Source organism: Paenibacillus zeirhizosphaerae (assembly GCF_030705605.1).
GTDB classification, from domain to species: Bacteria; Bacillota; Bacilli; order Paenibacillales; family Paenibacillaceae; genus Paenibacillus; species Paenibacillus zeirhizosphaerae.
Map to the genome: position 1 here is coordinate 287322 of NZ_JAPCKK010000011.1, position 21639 is coordinate 308960.

The window sequence follows — 21639 nt, forward strand, 5'->3', positions numbered from 1 at the left end:
GCTTGTTCTATTGAAACTCATCCTTTAGTATGGAGTACATTTTTAAATCCTGATGTCTCCCTTTTATGAAGAGCCCCTTTCTAATAATTCCTTCAAATGACATTTCCGCCTTTTCCATAACTCGTGCTGAACCGATATTTTCCAAATAGCATTTTGCTTGAATACGAACCAAGTCCATATTGGTAAAACCGAATTTAATAACTTTTTTTGCGGCTTCCGTTGCGATACCCTTTCCCCAATAATCCGGTGATAAAGCATATCCCATTTCGGCAATTTTATGCTGTCTATCCCATGTGGCGAACTCTATTGTACCAATCAACTTACTATTTTCTTTATATTCAATACCCCAATGAACCAAGCTCTTATTATTCCACTGGATAAGTACTCGCTCAATCGCTTCTTTTGTTTCTGTGATTGTTTTGTGAGGATTCCAAGAAGCGTACTTTGGTACTTCCTCATTAGAACAGTAATAGTACATATCCTCTGCATCTTCTAATGTTATCTTTCTTAGTTTCAGTCGATTGGTCTCTAAGACTGGCAGCGCATTGAACACATCTTCCATATGAACACCCACCTAGTTTGGTATACATTGATTATAAGGGGATAGGCCTAGTCCTCCTAAGATAATATTTAAAAAAACACCAAAAAGCCATCTACCCGCTTTTCATAAGGTAGATGGCCTTTTTGACCGTTAAGTTAAATTTTAATTTCCAGCAGCTCATACTTCAAAATGCCGACCGGAGCGTCCACATGGACGATATCGCCGACCTTTTTCCCCATCAGCTCCTTGCCAAGCGGGCTTTCATAAGAGATCGAGTTCTCCTCCACATTAGCCTCTGCCGGTCCCACGACCCGGTACTCAATCTTCTCATTGAATTCAATGTCGTTCAGCACCACTACGGAGCCAAGACTGACAGTTCCCAGATCTATTTCTCCCTCTTCTACAACGCGGGCTGTTTTCAGCGTGCGTTCCAGTTGCAGAATCCGTGTCTCCATAAAAGCCTGGTCTTCCTTGGCGGAATGATATTCACTGTTCTCCTTCAGATCTCCGTAGCTGATCGCAACCTTCAATCGTTCAGCAAGCTCCCTGCGTTTGGTGCCTTTGAGTTCACGAAGCTCCTCTTCCAGCTTCGCCAGACCTTCCTTCGTTAAAAGCGTTTCCTCATTGCTCATTTGTTACACCCCCCTGCGCTCTTACTCTCTATTTTACCCAATTCTCATTCTTCTTGCTATTCGGTATATCGACTCATTTTGTTCGAAAATATGCTCATCGGCATGCTCGCCATTGCCTCCGGGATTCAAGCAATTGCTGTTGTTGAAAATGTTTCTGCTCATCAGTACGAAAGTGATTGATACGGATGAGCTTCCGTTCTATCGGCCAGGACAAGCGATACTGCTTACAGCCGGACCAAGAAGGAGCCCAAACCACCCTATGGATGGCTCTCAAGTCTGACCTCATGAATAGGAGCCCCAGAAGGTCCATGGACCTGGGGCTCCCCTTTCTTATGTTCGAGACGCTCCGAGAACGAACCGTTTCTCCAATCGCTCCTAATAGATCAGGGTCCCGCCCAAGACCCCGGCAATAACGATCACCCAGGGAGGCAGCTTCCAGAAGACCAGCATGATAAAGAGAATGGCCGCCACCGCAAAATCCAGTACTCCCCGGACTGCGCTCGTCCATATGGGGTCGTAGAGCGCCGCGAGCAAAATTCCGACTACAGCGGCGTTTACACCTGCCAGCGCACCCTGAGCCCTGGGCATACTCCGGATGAGCGCCCAGAAGGGCAGCGCGCCTGCGACCAGCAGAAATGCGGGCAAAAAGATGGCCAAGGTAGCGATCAAAGCCCCCTGCCACCCTCCTGCAACGGCCCCGATATACGCGGCAAAGGTAAACAGCGGGCCGGGAACGGCCTGGGCAGCTCCATAACCGGCCAGAAACTGCTCTCCACTGAGCCAGCCTGACGGCACAGCTTCCCTCTCCAGCAACGGCAGCACGACATGCCCGCCTCCAAATACCAGCGCCCCCGCCCTGTAAAAGCTATCGAATAAAGCAATGCCAAAGGAGGGGAATATCCCTCTCAGCAGCGGAAGCAGGAGCAATAAACCCGCAAATAGAAGGAGACAGGCAGCGCCAGCCTTCCGGCTGACAGACGTCTGCATATTTGCAACGGCGGGAGCAGTCGTATTGCGGTACAGAAATAAACCCGCAGCCGCGGCGGCAAGCACGACAACCAATTGACTTACAGCCGTCGGCCACAGCAGAACTATTACAGCGGCCAGAATGGCTACGGTCGCCCTGCTACGGTCAGGCGCCAGCTTCTGCCCCATGCCCCATACAGCCTGGGCGACAATAGCTACCGCCACCAGCTTCAATCCGTGGACCCAGCCGGCGTTCAGCATGTCCGTTCCCTGCAGCAAATAAGCGAACAGCACCATCGCCAAAACCGAGGGCAGTGTAAATCCGATCCAGGCAGCAAGCGCCCCGATCCAGCCGCCCCGGAGCAGCCCTATTCCTATGCCAACCTGACTGCTTGCAGGCCCGGGCAAAAACTGGCACAGTGCCACCAGATCGGCGTAGCTTTGTTCATCCAGCCATTTTCTGCGCCGGACATACTCATTATGAAAATAACCCAAATGGGCAATGGGACCTCCAAAAGAGGTGAGACCCAGCTTGGTGGATATGCCTAAAATCTCTAGCCATGCTTTCATGTTATTCATTTTAACCCCGCCGCTCCTAATTCAAAATTCGTAACCTGCCCGCTTAACTGTCCCGTTTTATTATCTCTGCGATTTGTTTTTGATGTTGCCGCTTTTCGTCATCCCAACATCAACTATGGCTGAGACTTACAGAACGGCGAAAGGCCACCCGTAAGGCGGCCTCCAATGTTACTTCTTCTTAATCCCGGCTGCGCAGCTTGGCCAGCAAACGGATGATCTCCACATACAACCATACGAGCGTGACCAGCAGGCCGAAGGCTCCGTACCACTCCATGTATTTCGGCGCGCCCTGCTGCGCCCCACTCTCAATAAAATCAAAGTCAAGCACAAAGTTCAAGGCCGCGACAATCACGATCACAACAGAAATCCCGATGCCGATCAGGCTGTTGTCATGCAGATAAGGAACCGTGATCCCGAACAAACCCAGGACAAAGCTCAGCAAATAAACGATAGCGATCCCTGCCGTAGCAGCGAATACACCCAGCTTGAAGTTCTCCGTTGCCCGGATCAAACGCGTTTTGTAAGCAATCAGCAGGCCAATAAATACGCCCATAGTAATCAGGGCCGCCTGCATGGTAATTCCATAATACAGCGTTTCATAGGTTGCCGAGAGCGCCCCCAGAAAGGTGCCTTCAGCCACCGCATAGAACGGGACAAGGAACGGTGCGGCCGACGGCTTAAAGCTGATGACCAGCGCCAGAATGAAGCCAACCACGGCACCGCCGATGGCCAGGCCTCCCACATTGTATCCGCTGAAATACATCGTCCAGGATATGATGGCTGCCGCCACAAGCAGGGCCAGGGTCATAAATGCCTTGTTTACCGTACCGCCAATCGTCATTGGATCATGTGCAGAGTACTGGCGGTCAAAAGTTTCATCATTCAAAGTTGGATTGCCACTGCGTCCTACCAAGATAATCCCCCTAAAAGTCATTTTTTTTCAACTTTATCATAGACTAAAGCATCGCCATAGTAAAAAGATGGGAATCACCTGCTTGTACATTCTTCTCTAAATATATATATGGAGGAGTGGATATATGACTTAAGTAGCTATTTCAATCCGCTAGTTTGCTTGAACATGTAATCTTGTCTCCAAATTTGAGCCGCTGGGATTATTTAAACCTGAATGTTATTTTACGATAATGTATAAATATGTGGATGTCATTAATACTCATTCCATAATACATAATAAAATCCAATATTAGGAGGGAAATCATGAATTGGTATGTTTCCGTTTTGAAAAATTATGTTGGCTTCCAGGGAAGAGCGAGAAGAGAAGAGTACTGGATGTTCGTGCTTGTCAACTTTGGAGTTACCGTCGTACTCTCCCTACTGCAAGCCCTGTTCGGTATTGATCAGGTCTTGACCAGTATATATGGCCTGGCCGTTTTCTTGCCTACTCTGGCCGTGGGAGCTCGCAGATTGCATGACACCGGAAGGAGCGGGTGGTGGCTCCTGCTCAATCTGATTCCTTTGGTCGGAACCATTATTCTGATCGTGTTTTTGGTGCAGGACAGCCAATTTGGCAACAACCGCTACGGAGCTAATCCCAAAGAGAAGTTCTAAAAGAGACGGCGGTTATGACGAACGTAAATTAAGAAAACAGCCCTGGATGCCTTGCTGGTATCAGGGCTGTTTTTGTATAATTGCCAGATCAAAAGGAGGCATCCCCCTATGCCACCAAAGGAGACGAGCGTATGTTTTTTAGCGAACAGGAAAAAGAAGCGCTGTACAAGGTCATTTACAACCGCAGAGATATACGAACATTTTTGGCGGATCCCATCCCGGCGGACGTCATCCTCAAAATACTGCATGCCGCCCACCACGGTCCGTCCGTCGGCTTTATGCAGCCGTGGAATTTTATTCTGGTGACCGGGGAAGCGACCAAAGCCCGCCTGGCTTGGGCAGCCGATAAGGAAAGAAGGGCGCTGGCCATTCATTATGAAGACCAAAGGAAGGAGCAATTTCTCAGTCTGAAGGTGGAGGGAATCCAGCAGGCACCGCTTACGATCTGCGTGACGTCCGATCCCACACGTGGCGGTTCTCATGTGCTCGGCCGGAATTCCATACCCGAAACGGACCTGCTGTCTACGGCATGCGCTATCCAGAACATGTGGCTGGCCGCTTGTGTGGAAGGCTTGGCGCTCGGCTGGGTCAGCTTTTACAAGAAGAATGATGTGCGGGACATATTAGACATTCCGCCTCACATTGATCCTGTCGCCCTGCTCTCTGTCGGGTATACCGACAAATATCCGTCGAAACCGCTACTGGAGACCGCCAATTGGGAAAAAAGAAGAGAATTGCAGGAACTGATCTACCACGAGCACTGGGGAAGTGAAAATTAATTCATATACTCACACGCCATTTTACGATAAACTAATTCGGTAGAATTCTGGTTCGGCAGAAGGATATGTAATTTAAACAGGATGTATCCTGTATGTAGTGGAGGCTTAAAATTTCTAACATGCACAAAGAATCTCAATCCAGCATCAAAATTGTAACAGCCGATCCAAGCGCCATCGGTCTGTTCGGACTGGCTATCGTTACGCTCGTCGCTTCCTCCCAGAAGCTCGGCTTAACGGAGGGGCTGAGTCTCGTCATTCCCTGGGCGCTCTTTCTGGGCGCCTTTGCGCAGCTCTTCGCCTGTATCCATGACGCAAAGCATAATAACACCTTTGGAATGACCGCCTTCGGCGCATACGCATTCTTCTGGTTTGCTACCGCAGGAAGCTGGTTGATCAAGCTGGGGGCATTCGGGCCAGAGCTTGCATCCAGCGCGGATGGCAAGCAGCTCGGATTTGCTTTTGCGGGTTATCTTGTCTTCACCTTGTTTATGACCATCGGAGCGATGGAGACGCACAAGGTATTATTCTTTATTTTCGTATTGATCGACCTGCTGTTCCTGGGCCTTACCCTGGATGCCTTCGGGGTCGTTCCTGAGGTATTCCACACGCTGGCAGCCTATTCCGAATTAGGCATTGCTCTTCTTTCACTCTATGGAGCGGGCGCAGCCGTGCTGAACACGCATTTTGGCCGGGTGTTTCTGCCGGTCGGCCGCCCATTCGGCATCTTTAAGCCACGTTTATAACGGGAATATTTCATCAAATGTTCAATTGCGCCGATCCGCGATTGAACGTCGCAACCATGATTGAAAGCGATTGCAAACCTTCCGGGCACAACAACCTACACCGATGCGTATGCATGGGTGTGGTTTTTGGGGGCGTATACAGCTGAATAGAAACGCAGCCTGAGGCTGTACTGTATCGTAGCCTCAGGCTGCTCTAGTGTGTATCGAGAGGGACCCTCGGCTATATATTCATCTTAACGATTGAATTTCTTGCCGCGGCCGACTTCCCATTGCGCTATTTCTTCCCGTACCTGCGGGGCAACCTCGGTTCCCAGCAGCTCGATTGCATGCATTACGTCCTCATGAGGCATGGTACCGACTGGGACATGCAGCATAAAGCGGGTGATGCCTACGTTCTTGCGCAGATCAATAATCTTGCGGGCAACTGTGTCCGGATCTCCTACATATAGCGCGCCCTCGGGGCTGCGAGCAGCATCAAAGGTAGAACGATCATACGGGCCCCAGCCTCGTTCCTTCCCAAGCTTATTCATTGCGGCCTGGGTGGAGGGGAAAAATTTCTCCGCAGCCGTCTCGCGATCTTCCGCGATGAAGCCGTGTGAATGGGATGCCACCGGCAGCCGTGATGCGTCATGTCCCGCATGGGCAGCCGCTTGTTTATACAGCTCCACAAGCGGCGCAAACTGAACGGGACTGCCACCGATAATCGCCAGCACCAGCGGCAGGCCGAGCAGGCCCGCGCGGATGACGGATTCCGTATTCCCCCCACTGCCAATCCACACGGGCAAAGGATTTTGTACTGGCCGCGGATATACGCCCAAATTGTTAATCGCCGGGCGGTGTCCGCCATTCCAGGTCACTTTCTCAGATTCCCGCAATTTCAGCAGCAGCCCCAGCTTCTCGTCGAACAGCTCATCGTAATCTTCCAGGTCATAGCCGAACAGCGGGAACGATTCGATAAAGGAGCCGCGGCCTGCCATAATCTCTGCGCGCCCATTGGAAATACCGTCCAGCGTAGCGAAATCCTGAAATACGCGTACCGGATCGGCAGAAGACAGCACCGTAACCGCACTGGTAAGCCGAATCTGCGTCGTCTGTGACGCGGCTGCAGCCAGCAGCACAGCAGGAGAGGATGCCGCATAGTCCTCGCGGTGATGCTCCCCCACCCCAAAGACATCCAGCCCCACTTTATCGGCGAGGACAATTTCCTCCACCACTTCACGGATACGCTGTGCATGACTTATAACCTCACCGGTCACCACATCTGGCGTTGTTTCTACGAATGTACTGATCCCTATTTCCACTGAACTGTCCCTCCTGGTTCGTATTCCGTTTTTGCAGAAGCTTTCCGGATGATAGCATCTTCCACATGACCATCGCGGAAACTAATTTTCATATAACAATGATTTGTTCACACCAAAGACAAATTGGCATAAATATTTTGGAATCAACAATTATCCACTCCCCCTTTTTCCCATTCTCATATGATACACCGTAATGCCATCATACTACACAAGGAGTGAGCAATTTGGGTTTAAATTTCCGTAATAGCACGAACTCACCTGTCTATGTAGCCTATGCATACCCCAATCTCGGCTGCAGGCCGGTTACCTTTAGAAAGGTTGGATGGTACCGCATTGAGCCCGGACAGACAAGACAAGTATGGATCGGTTATGCTGGTGGGAATACGTTCTACTATTATGCGGAGAATGATTCAGGGCAAGAATGGTCAGGCTCCTTCCCCACCGAGGTCCCTCTGCAGGCCTTTTCATGGTGCTGGAACACGGGCTGTACGACCTGCAGAAATGTCGGCTTTCGTGAACTCTATGTTAGTCTGCTCAACGCAAACTATACCATCAACCTGATTTCAAGCAGCAGCCAGAGAACTCCCAACGCACGGAATATCCGCTCAACCCTGCCTACCGGCTCTAGAACAGGCAGAAAAATCGTACGTAAAATCCCTCGTCCATTAACCGGGAATGTAAAAGAGGGCACACCAAGATTACTTAACCGCACAGCATTCCCCGCAAGAACGGCTAGAAAAAGATAAGTGATATGACCACACTCATTCCGCCAGACCACCGGCGCGATGTATCATCTAATGAATAAAGAGTGCCTCGTTGGCACTCTTTATTTTCATTCAATGATGAAGTTATTCACGAAGGGTCGCCAATGCATGCCCCATTGCGGAGATGACCTGATCACACCATCGGTCGAACTCAGGATCTTCCCTTTGGTATTCGGGGTGGGTTAGAATATACCGGATCGTCTGTTTGATTCCCTGATCAAGCCGGGTCGTTGCCGCGAACCCCGGCACAAGCCTCTTCAGCTTCGAGTTATCAAAGACGACGGAATGCGCTTTGTCTCCCAGCAAGGAGCCTCTGAGATCAAGCTTGCTGCATGCGGCCAGAAATACGGACGGAACATGCACCGCATTGAGCTTGACACCCAACGCATCGGCAACGATTTCGTAGATTTGATTCCAGGTCACCGTCTCATCAGAAGTAATATGAACGGCTTCCCCGATGGCGTGAATGTTGCCCATCAATCCGATAAAACCCTTGGCAAAATCACCGTTATGCGTCATCGTCCACATTGAGGTTCCGTCCCCGTGGATAATGACGGGCTTATTCTGCAGCATTCGCTTGGCTACCTGCCAGGACCCCTGGCTTCCATGGACCCCGAGCGGGATCGAACGTTCATCATAGGTATGGCTCGGTCTTACAATCGTTACCGGAAAGCCTTGATCGCAGTATTGCTTCATCAAATATTCTTCGCAGGCAATCTTGTTTCTGGCATACTGCCAGTACGGATTGGACAAGGGCGTCCCTTCCGTGATTCTGTAGTCGGACAAAGGAGTCTGATAAACCGATGCCGAGCTGATGAATATGAACTGCTTTGTTTTCCACCGAAACAGGCGGTAATCCCGCTCCACGTGAGCGGGCTCAAAGGCAACAAAGTCAGCCACTACGTCAAAATTCAGATCTTTAATCAGCAGGGCTACATATCCTTCGTCGTTGATATCAGTCTGAAGGAATTTCACCCCATTCGGGATGGCATCAACCCGGTTGCCCCTGTTCAGCAAATAAAGCTCGCAGCCCCGCTCCAGTAGTTGCCTGGTGATTGCGGAGCTGATCGTCCCCGTCCCTCCGATAAATAGTGCTCTCATCACTGCACCTCCATAATCGTATGAAATGAGTCAAATGAAAACTTATTGCGTAGCAGCGGCTCTACCTTATTTTACGATGCTATGTGTGTCGGCAATCACCATTTCTCCAGTCTTCGAGCGAAAATAATCAGCAAAAAGACGGCTCCCCCCTCTCGGGACAAGCCGCCTGTCTGCCTCCTTATGGTGTCCACTGGTCATGGACAATTCCTACAAGCGCATGATCCTGTCCGATCTTCTCGAAAACAAGACGAAGACTGCGCCAATCCCGCCCGTCTGCTCCAGGGTCGCTTCCCTCGATATGATAATCCACAAAGTCATATTGATCGGCAGGGTATACCTCGTTCAAATTGATGATCGATGTCTCCTCCCCAAGCACCTTGTCTACCGCAATCTCGGCATTTTCGATAAAGTCTGCATCATAAACAAACTGTTTGTGGTACTCCGCATACGGCAGCTTGATCACCTCTCCAGAGCCTGGAAACGTGCGCCATACATGCTCCGTAGGATCATTCATCAAACCTTCAAGCTCATTCTGTGTAAAAACAAGATCGGCATTCGTATCCACATAAGCGTAAGGCGAAAAACGGACCCCTTTCTCCGCATGTGCCCATGCGGCGACCTGGCTCATATCGCCTTTTTTCAGCGCTGTCATGACGGTTGATGCCGCTTCCAGCGCCGTTGGAGGCTGCCCTTCCATGTCATCCGTCTCCTGATTTTCCGATGGCTCCTGTGCCTGCTCCTGGGTTTGTTCCTGAGTTTGTTCCTGAGTTTGTTCCTGAGTTTGCTCCTGCTGCTCCGTAGCGGCTTCGGGTGATCCGCTGCAGGCGGCAAGCAGAAGGACTGCGGTTAGAATCGTCATCCAGCCCATACTTTTCATAATCATCAAATTTCCCCTTTGTGATGGATTTCATTTAACAAACGAATTTTACCACAAAAAGGTTCCACACCCACAATTGAGCCTACCTTATTCAGAAGCCGTTCTTCATAAATAAACGAGAAGTCAACAAGCTCGTTTATTTGCCGCAGCATGTTGTCTCTCGGAACGATCAGGTTGTAGAGCTCTATGTATGGACTTTTGACCAGTGTCTGTTGTTGTTGTTGAATCATTCGGCTCACCCGCCCCATTAGATGCTTTAATTATACAAGAAAAAAGGTACAGCCTCCTCAATTATCTTGAGAAACTGTACCTTTCGCATTAAGAGACTTTTTCAGTGGCCTCCTTCTGGCCGGAATGGACTTTCTCGTATTCAAGCCAATGGATCATACTCGCTTAGCTTTCCCTCGTAGACCAGCCGCAGCCGGTCGCTTTGCCGGAAATCGTCCGGCGTAATCAGCGCGGGCAGCTTATTCCAGATCTTGATGCCGGATCGCTGCAAAATTTCCGCGACAAATTGTGAGCAAAAATAAGAGTTGCTGAATTCGACCGGCTCCTTCAAGGCAACACCGATTACCCCCAGCAGGTTATACATGTACCTTTGGCGGCTGCGGATAAAGATTCGCAGCACCCGCTTCATCTTCTCAACCTCGCGTTCGGTGACCCGCAGCTCGTAAATAACACAGGTGGTGTTCGGATACTTGCTGAACGTGCCTGTCTTGATATCTTCCTTCACAAATCCGCCGTCCAGGGGATTGTTGGGATGCTTTCTGCCGAAGCTGTACAGCTCCGAAAGCTCGCGGTCGAAGGAAATCGAAGCATGATTATAAGGCGCCTTCGTATAAGTTTGAATTACCCTCGTAAACAGGGTTCCGGTATTCGTAAGCAATATAAAAACCGATCTCTCCACTGCCATCTGCAAAATTACCCCTTACCAAGTTAGAAGTATTCCTTCATAATAACATAGGACCCTTGTTAATATATCTCATATTGTTACAAAGTTGGTGATTGGCAGTGGACGGTTCGTACTATACATTGGCCCTTATTTTCGCAGCCCTATTGGCTATCCAGTTGATCTATTATATCGTGAGCAAGCTACAGCCTGACAAGGACTACACCACCATTGGGTACCGGATCAAGACCTGGTGGGGCATGTTCTTCATCTTCTGCCTGGCCACCCTGTTCAATGCAGTGGTTTCGCTGCTCTCTCTCATGGTGCTCACCTTCTTCGCGCTGAAGGAGTATTTCTCCATGATCAAGACAAGAAAAGCCGACCGCCGCCTATTTCTGTGGGCATACCTTTCCATCCCTGTACAGTTTTACTGGATTTATATCGGGTGGTATGGCATGTTTATCGTCTTTATTCCGATATACGTGTTCCTGTTCCTGCCGCTGCCCAGGCTAATCAATAAAGGCACTGTCGGATTTCTGCGCAGCGTCAGCTCGACCCAGTGGGGGCTCATGCTGATGGTGTTCGGGCTCAGCCATCTAGCCTATTTCCAGTTTGCCACACCGCAGTATGGGGCAGGGCTTGTCCTGTTTCTGGTTGTGCTGACACAGCTTAACGATGTTATACACGAAGTGGCGTCAATCTACTTCGGCAAGCGGAAGATCGTGCCGACAGCGAACCCGCATGTAACGTGGGAGGGCTTCGCCAGCGCATTTGTCGTTACGACCGTCGGTTCGTATTTCATCTATCCATATCTGACACCGTTTGATCCGGCCTTCGGACTGATCTTCGGCATGCTGATCAGCTTGAGCGGCTTCTTCGGCAGCCTGACCGTTTCCGTACTGAAGCGGGACCTGCTGATCGCCGATGACGATAAGTTCGACGCCTTGAAGCAGAGCTACTTGAGCCGGGTAGACAGCCTGACCTATACCTCACCGGTCTTCTTTCATGCGATCCGTTATTTTTTCGATTTCATGTAGCTCGCTTTATCCACTGCAAAAAAGAGCCTGCATCGGTGTGCAGGCTCTTCATATTCGGGAATAGGATGCAGCCTCAAAATGTCTGTAGAATGATGACCAGTAGAATGTAAAGCACCAGAATTGCAGTAGTAGATGTATAGCCCCCAGCTATGGGTGCAGCTCCTACATAACCGCTCATGGCTTTCCCCCCTCCGGTATAATCACCTTTCCCTGTCAGTATATGCTTTGTCCTGTCGCTTGTATGGACTTGAACCTAAGCTTTGTTTACCCCTCGTCCGGTATTTTGACCAGCACCTGATATTCGGTATCCGGTTGCAGATCCTTAAGAATGCCATCCGCAACGGGAACTCCGTCCGCATATACCTCTAGCGCTTGCAGTCCTGCTTCCCTTTGCATCACGATATGAAGCTTGGCACCCCTGAACTCCCGTTTGACCGTGACCTCTTTCCACTCGGCAGGAAGCTGCGGGGTGATCTTCAATCCTTCCGCACAGCCCTGGAGCCCGAATAGACCGTCGATTAGACAGCGATATACCCACGGAACGGTACCCGTATTGAACAAATGGCTGGAGCGCCCGGCTGTACGCGGGAACTGCCGGTAGGCTCCGCGATAATAGTTCGGTATAAATACCGGAAGCTGGCCCCGCTGTACAATATCCTCCAAATCGGGCCCGGGGAGCATTTTTCTCAGCAAACGATACGCGTTCTCCTGCTCCCCAACGGCATACAGCGCGTAAATATAAAATGCCGCAGCATGGTTATAGACCGCGCCATTCTCGGCGGAGCCTGGGTGTTTCTGCGTAACCCTGCCTACATCCTCCCGCATCGAGGTGAAGGAAGGGGCCAGTTTTTCCACACCATATGGCGTTTCCAGTTGCTCTGTGACAGCCCGCATCAGCTTGCTCTGCTTCTCTGAATCGGCAGCGCCGCTCAGCAGCGACCAGCCCTGTGGATTGATGAAAATCCGGCCCTCCCGGTCTGTACTGATCCCGAACTTGACGTTGTCATCCGTTATGCCGCGCGCATACCATTCGCCATCCCACAGATATTGGTTGACAACCTCATTGGTCGTATGCGCGTTCGCCCGAAATTCTTGAGCAAGGTCCGGGTGGCCGCTGTTCTCGCAAATCCCGGCCCATACGTTAAAGGCATAAGCCGTCGCAATGGTCAGCCAGCCGGAAACACCCTTGCCTTTGTAACCCACCATATTCATCGGGTCGCACCAATCGCCCTGATTAATATAGTTCAAGCCCCGCTCATCCCGGTCGTTCATCAGCCAGTACATCGCCTTGTTGATATGCTCGATTACGGTGTCTGTCTCCTCGCTGTCGGCATAAGGAACCTTTTCATCCAGAATGGAGTAATCGTTCGTCTCATCCAGATAAGTGCTTAAGCAGATAGGCAGCCAGACACAATGGTCCGTGTGCGGAACCTGGTTAATGTATTTCAGCTCCGCATCCTTGTGCAGAATGATACCATCTGGCATGGCACCGCTTGCATTTTGCTGCCCTAACGCGATTAGGAAGGCCTCCCTGGCTGTTCCCGGTTTGATATAACTCATTCCCATATGATCCTGCAGAAAATTCCGCGTCTGAGGATCGGTTGTAAGGCGGTTCGTCTGTCCATGATAATACATCTGGCGCGGTAGCCAGTGATTGACGAAGTTATCCAGATCCGAATCCGGAGTTGCAATCTCGATGCAGCCTCTGCCTTCGCGTATGTATTGATCATATTCCCGTTCAGCCACCGTGAATCCGTCTTCGCCGTCCGCATTTGTATTCAGCAGGTAGCTGCTGCGGATTTGGGCAATCTGTTCCTCATCCTTAGCCGGACCGAAGATAAATCGGTAAGCTTCCTCTTCATCCGCACCCAGCTCTATTCGATATTGCAGGGCAGCCACGGGCGTTTCGTACCTGGCATCGCCTTTGGACAGAAGCTCCTGCTCCCTAATCCCCGTCGGCATCGTGATGCCGCCCTCTCCCTCGAAGACCTCCTGGTTCACTTCCCAGGCAGCAGGCTTCCGCTCCGCGATCAGAAAGGTTTTATCGCTGAAATCTTTAATTTTGTAATAATCCTGATATTTCTGATACGGTGTAATCGATGTGCATACAATGGCTTGTAAATCCTCGTGATATTCGCCGGACTGATTCATCCATGACATATAACCCACGGTGAAGTAAGGGTAAATGCTTAATTTTCTTGGGCTTCCCGACAGGTTCTTCACCTTCACGCGCCAAAGCTCCATGGCGTCTTCCTTTGGCAGGCTCAAGCTCATCTCGATATGAATCCCCTTACATTCTACCTTCCACACGATTCTGCTTTTCCCTATAGCAAAAGTATACTGATCCGCCGGTACGCGCACAGGCTCATACGGGGCGGAGAAAATTTCACCGCTCTCTTCATCCTTCACGTACAGAAAACGGCCGGGATGATGCGCATAATACGGCTGCTCCGGCTGCATGAACGTCTTCGCCTCCAGGTTGGGGGCATGGGAGTACTTGGCAGGCTCCGGCTGCATGAACTGGGCTACGGTATATCCGCGGCAGTTCACATGGATCATCATTTTCTCATTCCAGAGGAACCCCGAGGCCTTGGGAAGGGCGGTTGGGCTCGACAGTTCATAATACTCTTGATCTTCCGATGCTCTTATCATTGTTCATCCCTCTTTTTCCATAGGTTTCATAACGATTCAGCAGATTGGAAGCCTGATATGCCGGTTAATGTCCTATCAATCTACCGTGGATTTCCTGTTTATTATATCACCTTGAAGGATCACGCTGCAGCTTCCGAATAAACACGATTTGCCCAATATGATAGGCATTGTGGATGGCCGCATTGCTGATCACTTCCCACCAGACTACAGACACGGGAAATCCAATCGCCGGCGCTTCTAATCTTTCAATACTAAGCAGGTCTTGCCACTGCAGAAGCACGTCGAGCAGCCCCTCTCTTAAATCAGAAAAGGAGACATTCTCTGCTATAACAAAACTATGGTTGTTGTCCCCCACCGCTACCGCTGCATCCATTCGCCCCTCCTTGAAGCGAGTCAGCCATATCTCATTCCAATACAGCAAATGCTGTGTAATCGCAGCGATGCTGTGACTACCCGGAGCAGGCTTCCAATAGGCCTCTTCCTCCGTAACTCCTTCAACAGCCTGTAAAAAAGGCAAATGCCAGCTCGGATCATTCGCATTCGCCAGGAGCTGATTCGCCAAGACTTCCTTCGCATGTACCACTTTATTTCCCCCTCTTATTCGTTACTCCTTCAATCATAACGCATACGAAATAAAATAGATGCCTGATTTTCGGCGATACTAATTGATGTAGACCTATATAATAAAATCAATAATGACAAGGTTAGGAAGTGCGCTCATGATCCGTACTGAACGTCAAAAAGAATATTATAACGCGCTGCTTGATAAAAATTCAGAGTATGAAGGTGTGTTCTATGTCGGAGTCCGGACGACAGGGGTATTCTGCCGCCCCACCTGTCCGGCTAGGAAGCCCAAATTCGAGAATTGCGAGTTCTTCGAGTCTGCGCAGCAGGCACTGCTCGCCTCCTTTCGCCCGTGCCAGCGCTGTCGTCCGTTATCTCATCCGAATCATGTGCCGGAGATTGTCCGTGTACTGGTCGAAGCGGTTGAGAATAACCCGGAGAAACGCTGGAACACGCAGGATTTCAAAGACCTCTCAGTGGATGAATCCACAGCGCGCCGCCAGTTTAAAAAGCGGTTTGGCATGACCTTTGTGGAGTATGCACGCGCACGCCGGATGGGCCTTGCTTTGAAAAATATCAGGTCGGGGCAATCCGTCATTGACAGCCAACTGTCCACAGGCTACGAATCCAGCAGCGGCTTCCGGGACGCCTTCTCGCGCATCATGGGAGCTGCACCCACCCGCTTGGATCACATGAACATTTTGCGTGCTGCCTGGCTGGACACGCGCCTTGGCCCTATGATGGCTGTTGCAGACGATGAAGCTCTGCACCTGCTCGAATTCATCGATCGTCGGGGGCTGGAGCGCGAGGTGGAACGTCTGCGGCAACGGACCAAGTCGGCGATTATTCCCGGAGTGACCGACCCGATCCGCTCAATCGAGCAGGAGCTGGCCGCATATTTCGAGGGCAAGCTGACCTCCTTCCAGACGCCGCTCGAGTTACACGGATCACCTTTCCAGAAAAGCGTGTGGGAGCAGCTTGTGAACATTCCATCCGGGGAGACGCGCTCCTATCGGGACATTGCCGTTTCACTGGGGAGGCCCACCGCGTTTCGCGCTGTGGCCCAAGCCAACGGGGCGAACCAGCTTGCCATCGTGATCCCCTGTCACCGGGTCATCAACACTAATGGGGAGTTGGGCGGTTATGGCGGCGGACTGGCACGTAAGAATTGGTTGTTAGATCATGAAAAACAAGGAAGATACACATGACACAGTCTCAATTATCGAACAAGATTCATTTGAATCTCCAACTGTTCATGTACTATGATAGCTTTATCATTGTTTGGGGAGGTTTCATTAACGTGGCAGTATTCATCAACGAGCAAATCAGGGCTTCCGAGGTGGTGCTCACCGGACTCCGTGGCGAGCATCTCGGTGTCGTATCCAGAGAAGAGGCGCTCGCCATGGCCCGGTCACAAGGGCTGGATCTGGTCTGCACCTCGCTCATGAGCAGCCCGCCGCCTTGTAGCCTGGTTGCCAAAGGCAAGGGGAAGGCGCTCGCTCAGAAGAAATCGGTAGCTGGGAAACCGGAGAGCGGCCGTTCCGCAGGGAAGAACCCCAAGGAGAAGGTCAAGGAGCTTCGCTTCACCGCTCATATCGAAGAGCATGACTATGACACCAAGCTGCGCCAGGCGGACAAGCATCTGCGCTCCGGCAAGCCGGTGCAACTGGTCGTCAGAGCGACCGGTGCCAAAGAAGCCTCTGCCGCCAAGGCAGTACTGGAACGGCTGCTCACCGACCTGAAGAGTATCGGTGTGAAGGAAACGGGAATTCAGACGAGCGGCAAGGGCTCACAGGTAAGAGTGAATCCGAAATGATCGAAGGGGATTTTGAGCTGAGGGACACAAGCGTGACACGACCGTCCTTGGCCGAGGATAAGCTGTTTCCAACCACATAAATACAGCATATTTGCGTGCTTCTGGTAACTCCGCTCAGAAGCTCCTCCGCAGGACAATTGGCTGCTTCCGGTTTTCACTGCTTGCTTTTAATTACACGCTTCTGCTGGTATCCTGTTTGTATAGCTTGTCTGTTCAAACCGGATAATAATATATCGAGGTGAATCTTATTATATGAGCAGTATTGGAAGAAATGAGCCTTGTCCTTGTGGAAGCGGGAAAAAATACAAAAAATGCTGCCTTGAGCAGGACCGTGCTTTGGAGCAAATGAGTCCGGACGGCTCTGCCGTCAGCCTGGAGGATGCGAAAATGCTTGCTTTTTGGGCCTCCTCCCCCTCCAAGCTGCGTGATTTCGTAGATATGCTGGATTGGCCGAATCCGTTACAGCAGAAGCTGGCGGAAGTACTGGCCCTGGAGCTGTATGAAGGATATAAACCCAGTTCTGCAGAAATGCGCGAAGCCCTCGCCGGAACGATTGTACTTTGGAACAGCTTTTGCGTGGATATGAATCCAACTTTCCGCAAAGCGGGCGGTTATAAAGCTGCTTTGGAGTTCTTTTTTCTGATGGAGACGAGTGGTGTGCCGAACCAAAGCGAGCTCGCCGCCAAGCATGGCGTTTCCGCCTCCACGCTGGCCAACTGCCTGAACAAGCTGGAGGATTTTATTGAGGAACAAGGGGAGCTGGTATTGGACGAGCAAGAGAATGCCGGAGCCCCGCAAATCCACCCTTTATCAAAACTGGAGCATGAAGCGAATATAACCGATATAACCCGTCTGCTGGAAGCTCAAAATTTCACCAACCTGGAAGATGTTCAAGCATTTTTATCTGCTCAATTAGATAAGCCCAACGCTCGGAAGGCCTCATCGCCTGCAGCAGGCGGGAATCAGGTCAGGGAGATATTGATTGCCGCAGATCATGCAACGTCATCCGCAAAACGCAAAAAGCTGCTGGAGCAAGCCTATACATTGGACCCTGAATACCCCGATACACTGCTCATGTTATCTGAAGATACAGCAACCATCGTAGAGTCTATGCAGCTGGCTAAAACCGCTATGGAGTTAGCAGCCAAAAAGCTGGGGAAGACTTTCTTTGAAGAGAATCGCGGATATTTTTGGGGACTCGTCGAAACCCGGCCGTTCATGCGTGCCAAAGCTGCTTATGCCCATTTATTGTCTCTATCCGGTAGACTTAACGCGGCTTGTGAGCACTACGAACAACTCCTTGAACTGAATCCGAATGATAATCAAGGGATCCGTTACGACCTGCTTATGCTTTATTTGCAAATGGAGCGTTTGGAGGAAGCTGATCAGGCACTCAAGTCTTACGAAGAGGATGCCTCCTGTTTTATACTGTATGACAAGCTGGTTCTGGAATACTTGAAAAATGGTGTTACTGAACATCTTGCTTTCTTATATAAGTTGGCACGGAAAGAAAACAAGCACGTTCCCGCCTACCTTCTCGAGCAAAAAAGACTTCCCGCTACCATGCCGCCTTCTTATACTCTGAGCAGCGTGGAGGAAGCGATCACTTACGCCTTCACCCACATCCAACTGTGGGATCGGCTAGTAGGTCTGAAAGAGTGGATGTCTAAAGCAAGATAAGACGACTCGTAAACTATCAGGTCTCTGTGGAGTAATGGCTTCAACAAAGGAACCATTACTCCACGAGTTGGATAGGACTAAGCTTCAAAATACTGTTGTTTAACATAGTAATACGCCGGCTTTTCACCTTTTTGCTCAATGTTACTGCCAGACGGATGAGGGATGAAGGCGCTTAATGTCCTCTATTAGCATGTCAACATGCTCTTGCTTCGTGGCCCAACTGGTGCAGAACCGTACCGCACTATGTAGTTCATCGGTCTTTTCCCAGAAAGAAAAAGAATAGGTATCCTTTAACGCTTCAAGCAACCGATCCGATAAAATCGGGAACTGCTGATTGGTTGTGGAATGATAATGGAAGGAAACCCCCAGCTCAGCCAAGGCATTGCGCAACAGCTTGGCCATATCTACGGCATGCTTGGAAATTTCGAGATATAAGCCGTCTTCAAACAAGGTTTCAAACTGAATGCCGAGCATTCTCCCTTTGGCCAGCAGCCCGCCCTTTTGCTTGATGTGGTAGCGGAAATCCTTTTTCAGCGCGTCGTTCATAATGACTACAGCCTCACCCATCATCGCGCCAATCTTAGTCCCGCCAATATAAAACACATCACACAGCTTGGCGATATCCGCCAAGGACACATCATTGTCCTCCGCAGCCAATGCATATCCCAACCGCGCGCCGTCTATGAACAATGGCAATCCGGTTTCCCGGCAAACCCGATTCAGTGCTACCAGCTCGGCTTTGCTGTAGATCGTTCCATTTTCGGTGGGCTGAGAAATATACACCATGCCCGGCTGTACCATATGCTCATGAGTGACGTCGTTCCAATGCGCATCGTAACAATCTTTGACCTGATCTGCCCGAATTTTGCCATCGTCACTTGGCAGGATCAGCACTTTATGTCCGGTGGCTTCAATCGCTCCGGTTTCATGTACCGCGATATGCCCCGAAGTGGCCGCAATGACGCCTTGATGCGGTCGCAAAATGGAAGCAATAACGGTCATATTCGTCTGTGTGCCCCCCACCAGAAAGTGAACGTCCGCATTTTCCGCATCACATGCCTGTTTAATATAGGCTTTAGCTTGTTCAGTATGCGGGTCCGTACCGTATCCGCTGGTTTGCTCGTCATTGGTTTCCACCAGCCGCTTCAAGATGCGCTCATGAGCACCCTCGGTATAATCGCATTCAAATCTTATCATCCGGTTGTCTCCGTTCTCTCCAATTTATCCAGCTTCTTCTGTATGGACATGATCGAAGCGTGGAATTCCTTCATCTCTTTATCTGGTAATCCAGCAAATAATCTTATAATCTGTTCGTCAGACCTTTCGTTCAACTGATTGTAAAATTCCATGCCCGCAGTTGTTAAACGAAGCAGACTGGATCGTTGATCCGAGCTGGAGCTTTCCTTGACGAGCAGGCCGTCCTTGCAAAGCTTATTCACGATTCTGCTCATATAGCTGCGGTCGATATTAAGCAAGTCCACCAGCGTATTCGCAATACAGGGCCCCATCAACCCGATCTCGATCATCACACGCGCTTCTGTAAAAGAATAGCCCGTATCCAGCACATATCTGTTCAATACGCCAAGGATATTCGTATATCGCCGATTAAACCGCCGAATATCCGCGATAACGTCAGCATCTATATGGATTGAAAACCCTCCTTTTTTGTGGACTTTGTCCACAATTATCATATCGAATTTTAGTGGACTATGTCAACTATTCAAGTGGAATCCCAGCGTTCAATCACTTCACGGTATATTTTCAAGTATTGCTTCGTCATTCTCGCGTTCGTAAATCGGCTATCTACATACTTCCGAAGGGCCGAAGGTGCCGGATACGCCGGCCGTTTAACCTTTCGGATCATCTCGTCCACTGAACTACATATCATATGAGGAAAATCCGACAACACTTCAGGCACCGATCCATTATTCAATGCCAGTACGGGTGTACCGCAAGCCATGGCCTCGATCATGACAAATCCGAACGGTTCTTCCCATAACGTCGGAAATAGCAGACACTGGGCATGCTTCAACAGGTCCTGTTTCTTCTTCCCGCCTACAGCTCCGACGTAGCTTATATTTGGGTTTTTCGATATACGGGGTTTAACCTCTTTTTGAAAAAATAAGGGGTTTTTGACCGGGCCCGCAATCACTAAAGATTTTCCCGTCTTTTCAGCGATATCAATAGCCTCAAGTATGCCCTTCTGACGGATAATGCGCCCTAAAAACAGAAGATAATCGTGTTTTTGTGTGCTATATTCGTATTCATCCAGATTAATACCGTTATAAACGTAATACCCACGGTTTTTACCCATAATCTTCCTTGCTCTCCTGCTCACATAGACAGGGTATCTAACCTGTTGCTTCACGGGGAGGTGGATCGTACATACGGTAGGTATACTCAGGTTTTTCAATCCCAACACTGAGCGAAAGCTATGGTCATGAATAATATCAACATTCTCGGGAAGACGCCGCTGAACGAAGTTCGCAAGCCCCCGACGCGTTAATATGCCGGTACCGGTATAGGTGATGAGCTTGGCACTGCTCTTGCTGCCAGCCGGAGCAAACAGCGTCACATCATGTCCACGCCTCACCAGCTCCTCTGTCAGCTCATACACGGCTTTCTCCGTGCCTCCTTTGTTGGAGGGTAAAGGCTGCGCACTCGGAGATATGACCTGGACGATTTTTAAGCGTGTTTTTGTATGCTGTTTAGACTTCACTCGTTTCATTGTGACTGCCCCTTCCGCGAAAAGATTCATAGATGTTTTTGAATACTGCGGGCATGCCTTCCAATCCTTAGATATTAATCTATTCATGAACTGAAATTTGGCTACTACAAAACATTCGCTAACCCTCTTCATCCCAGTCCATGAACAGGAAATGGAAATGGATAACTGGTGTTGGGCTGCAACGGCAAATTGTTAAGTATGTCAAAGGTGCTGTTGTTGATGAACCAGGCACTAATAACGAAACGATCGAGGCTTTAAACTATGGCGGAGTTGAAGGCACACATAAAAATAATATATTGGCTTTTGACACTGTCGTAGCTCAAATCAATAAGAATCAACCAGTGTTAGCAGCTATTAATTGGAACAATTCAACAGATGGTGTGGGTCATATGTATGTTATTCATAGTAGATAATAGAAGATTTT

General features: G+C 49.9%; 24 protein-coding genes. 9 read left to right on the forward strand and 15 right to left on the reverse strand.

Annotation, left to right across the window (positions count from 1 at the left end; translation table 11 throughout):
- Positions 1-7: 7 nt before the first annotated feature.
- The 4 genes from OIN60_RS06000 to OIN60_RS06015 all read right to left on the reverse strand — a co-directional run bounded on the left by OIN60_RS06000 (position 8) and on the right by OIN60_RS06015 (position 3631).
- Positions 8-562, reverse strand: a complete 555-nt coding sequence (locus OIN60_RS06000) for a GNAT family N-acetyltransferase (RefSeq protein WP_305753940.1) — start codon at positions 560-562, stop codon at positions 8-10.
- Positions 563-696: 134 nt separating this feature from the next.
- Positions 697-1173, reverse strand: coding sequence for a transcription elongation factor GreA (greA, locus tag OIN60_RS06005; RefSeq protein WP_305753941.1), 477 nt, complete (start codon positions 1171-1173; stop codon positions 697-699).
- Positions 1174-1548: 375 nt separating this feature from the next.
- A complete protein-coding gene (chrA, locus tag OIN60_RS06010; protein ID WP_305753942.1) occupies positions 1549-2718 on the reverse strand; it encodes a chromate efflux transporter in 1170 nt (389 codons plus the stop codon).
- Between the two features lie 178 nt (positions 2719-2896).
- Positions 2897-3631 (reverse strand): Bax inhibitor-1/YccA family protein, encoded by a 735-nt coding sequence (locus OIN60_RS06015; protein WP_305753943.1) that lies wholly within the window; start codon positions 3629-3631, stop codon positions 2897-2899.
- Between the two features lie 302 nt (positions 3632-3933).
- On the opposite strand from OIN60_RS06015, the gene OIN60_RS06020 reads away from it, so the two are divergent.
- From OIN60_RS06020 to OIN60_RS06030, 3 genes are all read left to right on the forward strand, one after another.
- Complete coding sequence (locus tag OIN60_RS06020; protein WP_305753944.1) at positions 3934-4284, forward strand: DUF805 domain-containing protein; 351 nt, start codon at positions 3934-3936, stop codon at positions 4282-4284.
- A gap of 131 nt (positions 4285-4415) precedes the next feature.
- Entirely contained in the window at positions 4416-5063 is a 648-nt protein-coding gene (gene bluB, locus OIN60_RS06025) for a 5,6-dimethylbenzimidazole synthase (protein WP_305753945.1), read from the forward strand.
- Between the two features lie 119 nt (positions 5064-5182).
- Positions 5183-5806, forward strand: coding sequence for an acetate uptake transporter (locus OIN60_RS06030; RefSeq protein ID WP_305753946.1), 624 nt, complete (start codon positions 5183-5185; stop codon positions 5804-5806).
- Between the two features lie 233 nt (positions 5807-6039).
- Here the strand turns inward: OIN60_RS06030 and OIN60_RS06035 are convergent, their stop codons facing one another.
- Complete coding sequence (locus OIN60_RS06035; RefSeq protein WP_305753947.1) at positions 6040-7107, reverse strand: LLM class flavin-dependent oxidoreductase; 1068 nt, start codon at positions 7105-7107, stop codon at positions 6040-6042.
- A gap of 224 nt (positions 7108-7331) precedes the next feature.
- Here OIN60_RS06035 and OIN60_RS06040 point away from each other — a divergent pair, with 224 nt between their 5' ends.
- Positions 7332-7853, forward strand: a complete 522-nt coding sequence (locus OIN60_RS06040) for a DUF1036 domain-containing protein (protein WP_305753948.1) — start codon at positions 7332-7334, stop codon at positions 7851-7853.
- A gap of 102 nt (positions 7854-7955) precedes the next feature.
- Here the strand turns inward: OIN60_RS06040 and OIN60_RS06045 are convergent, their stop codons facing one another.
- The 4 genes from OIN60_RS06045 to OIN60_RS06060 form a co-directional block, all read right to left on the reverse strand.
- The gene (locus tag OIN60_RS06045) at positions 7956-8972 is read right to left on the reverse strand and encodes an SDR family oxidoreductase (protein ID WP_305753949.1); all 1017 of its coding nucleotides are present in this window, start codon (positions 8970-8972) and stop codon (positions 7956-7958) included.
- 178 nt (positions 8973-9150) lie between these two features.
- Positions 9151-9855 (reverse strand): hypothetical protein, encoded by a 705-nt coding sequence (locus OIN60_RS06050; protein WP_305753950.1) that lies wholly within the window; start codon positions 9853-9855, stop codon positions 9151-9153.
- Complete coding sequence (locus tag OIN60_RS06055; protein ID WP_305754103.1) at positions 9855-10079, reverse strand: hypothetical protein; 225 nt, start codon at positions 10077-10079, stop codon at positions 9855-9857. The genes OIN60_RS06050 and OIN60_RS06055 overlap by 1 nt, the downstream gene beginning before the upstream one ends.
- 140 nt (positions 10080-10219) lie before the next feature.
- A complete protein-coding gene (locus OIN60_RS06060; protein WP_305753951.1) occupies positions 10220-10762 on the reverse strand; it encodes a hypothetical protein in 543 nt (180 codons plus the stop codon).
- 98 nt (positions 10763-10860) lie between these two features.
- On the opposite strand from OIN60_RS06060, the gene OIN60_RS06065 reads away from it, so the two are divergent.
- Complete coding sequence (locus OIN60_RS06065; RefSeq protein ID WP_305753952.1) at positions 10861-11775, forward strand: phosphatidate cytidylyltransferase; 915 nt, start codon at positions 10861-10863, stop codon at positions 11773-11775.
- 73 nt (positions 11776-11848) lie between these two features.
- Here OIN60_RS06065 and OIN60_RS06070 read toward each other — a convergent pair whose 3' ends face one another.
- From OIN60_RS06070 to OIN60_RS06080, 3 genes are all read right to left on the reverse strand, one after another.
- Positions 11849-11953: a YjcZ family sporulation protein gene (locus OIN60_RS06070; protein WP_305753953.1), complete on the reverse strand. Its 105-nt coding sequence runs from the start codon at positions 11951-11953 to the stop codon at positions 11849-11851.
- Between the two features lie 86 nt (positions 11954-12039).
- Positions 12040-14427: a GH36-type glycosyl hydrolase domain-containing protein gene (locus tag OIN60_RS06075; RefSeq protein ID WP_305753954.1), complete on the reverse strand. Its 2388-nt coding sequence runs from the start codon at positions 14425-14427 to the stop codon at positions 12040-12042.
- A 106-nt stretch (positions 14428-14533) separates the two neighbouring features.
- Complete coding sequence (locus OIN60_RS06080; RefSeq protein ID WP_305753955.1) at positions 14534-15010, reverse strand: DinB family protein; 477 nt, start codon at positions 15008-15010, stop codon at positions 14534-14536.
- A gap of 136 nt (positions 15011-15146) precedes the next feature.
- On the opposite strand from OIN60_RS06080, the gene OIN60_RS06085 reads away from it, so the two are divergent.
- The 3 genes from OIN60_RS06085 (at position 15147) to OIN60_RS06095 (ending at position 18487) form a co-directional block, all read left to right on the forward strand.
- On the forward strand, positions 15147-16199 hold the full coding sequence (locus OIN60_RS06085) for a bifunctional transcriptional activator/DNA repair enzyme AdaA (protein WP_305753956.1): 1053 nt from the start codon (positions 15147-15149) through the stop codon (positions 16197-16199).
- Between the two features lie 92 nt (positions 16200-16291).
- The gene (infC, locus tag OIN60_RS06090) at positions 16292-16807 is read left to right on the forward strand and encodes a translation initiation factor IF-3 (RefSeq protein WP_305753957.1); all 516 of its coding nucleotides are present in this window, start codon (positions 16292-16294) and stop codon (positions 16805-16807) included.
- Between the two features lie 252 nt (positions 16808-17059).
- Positions 17060-18487, forward strand: coding sequence for an SEC-C metal-binding domain-containing protein (locus OIN60_RS06095; protein ID WP_305753958.1), 1428 nt, complete (start codon positions 17060-17062; stop codon positions 18485-18487).
- Positions 18488-18628: 141 nt separating this feature from the next.
- Here OIN60_RS06095 and OIN60_RS06100 read toward each other — a convergent pair whose 3' ends face one another.
- The 3 genes from OIN60_RS06100 to OIN60_RS06110 form a co-directional block, all read right to left on the reverse strand.
- The gene (locus OIN60_RS06100; RefSeq protein ID WP_305753959.1) at positions 18629-19684 is read right to left on the reverse strand and encodes a threonine aldolase family protein; all 1056 of its coding nucleotides are present in this window, start codon (positions 19682-19684) and stop codon (positions 18629-18631) included.
- On the reverse strand, positions 19681-20130 hold the full coding sequence (locus OIN60_RS06105) for a MarR family winged helix-turn-helix transcriptional regulator (protein ID WP_305754095.1): 450 nt from the start codon (positions 20128-20130) through the stop codon (positions 19681-19683). The genes OIN60_RS06100 and OIN60_RS06105 overlap by 4 nt, the downstream gene beginning before the upstream one ends.
- 77 nt (positions 20131-20207) lie before the next feature.
- Positions 20208-21215, reverse strand: coding sequence for a glycosyltransferase family 4 protein (locus OIN60_RS06110; RefSeq protein WP_305753960.1), 1008 nt, complete (start codon positions 21213-21215; stop codon positions 20208-20210).
- 140 nt (positions 21216-21355) lie between these two features.
- Between OIN60_RS06110 and OIN60_RS06115 the strand changes: the two genes are divergently transcribed.
- On the forward strand, positions 21356-21628 hold the full coding sequence (locus OIN60_RS06115; RefSeq protein ID WP_305753961.1) for a hypothetical protein: 273 nt from the start codon (positions 21356-21358) through the stop codon (positions 21626-21628).
- Positions 21629-21639: the final 11 nt, after the last annotated feature.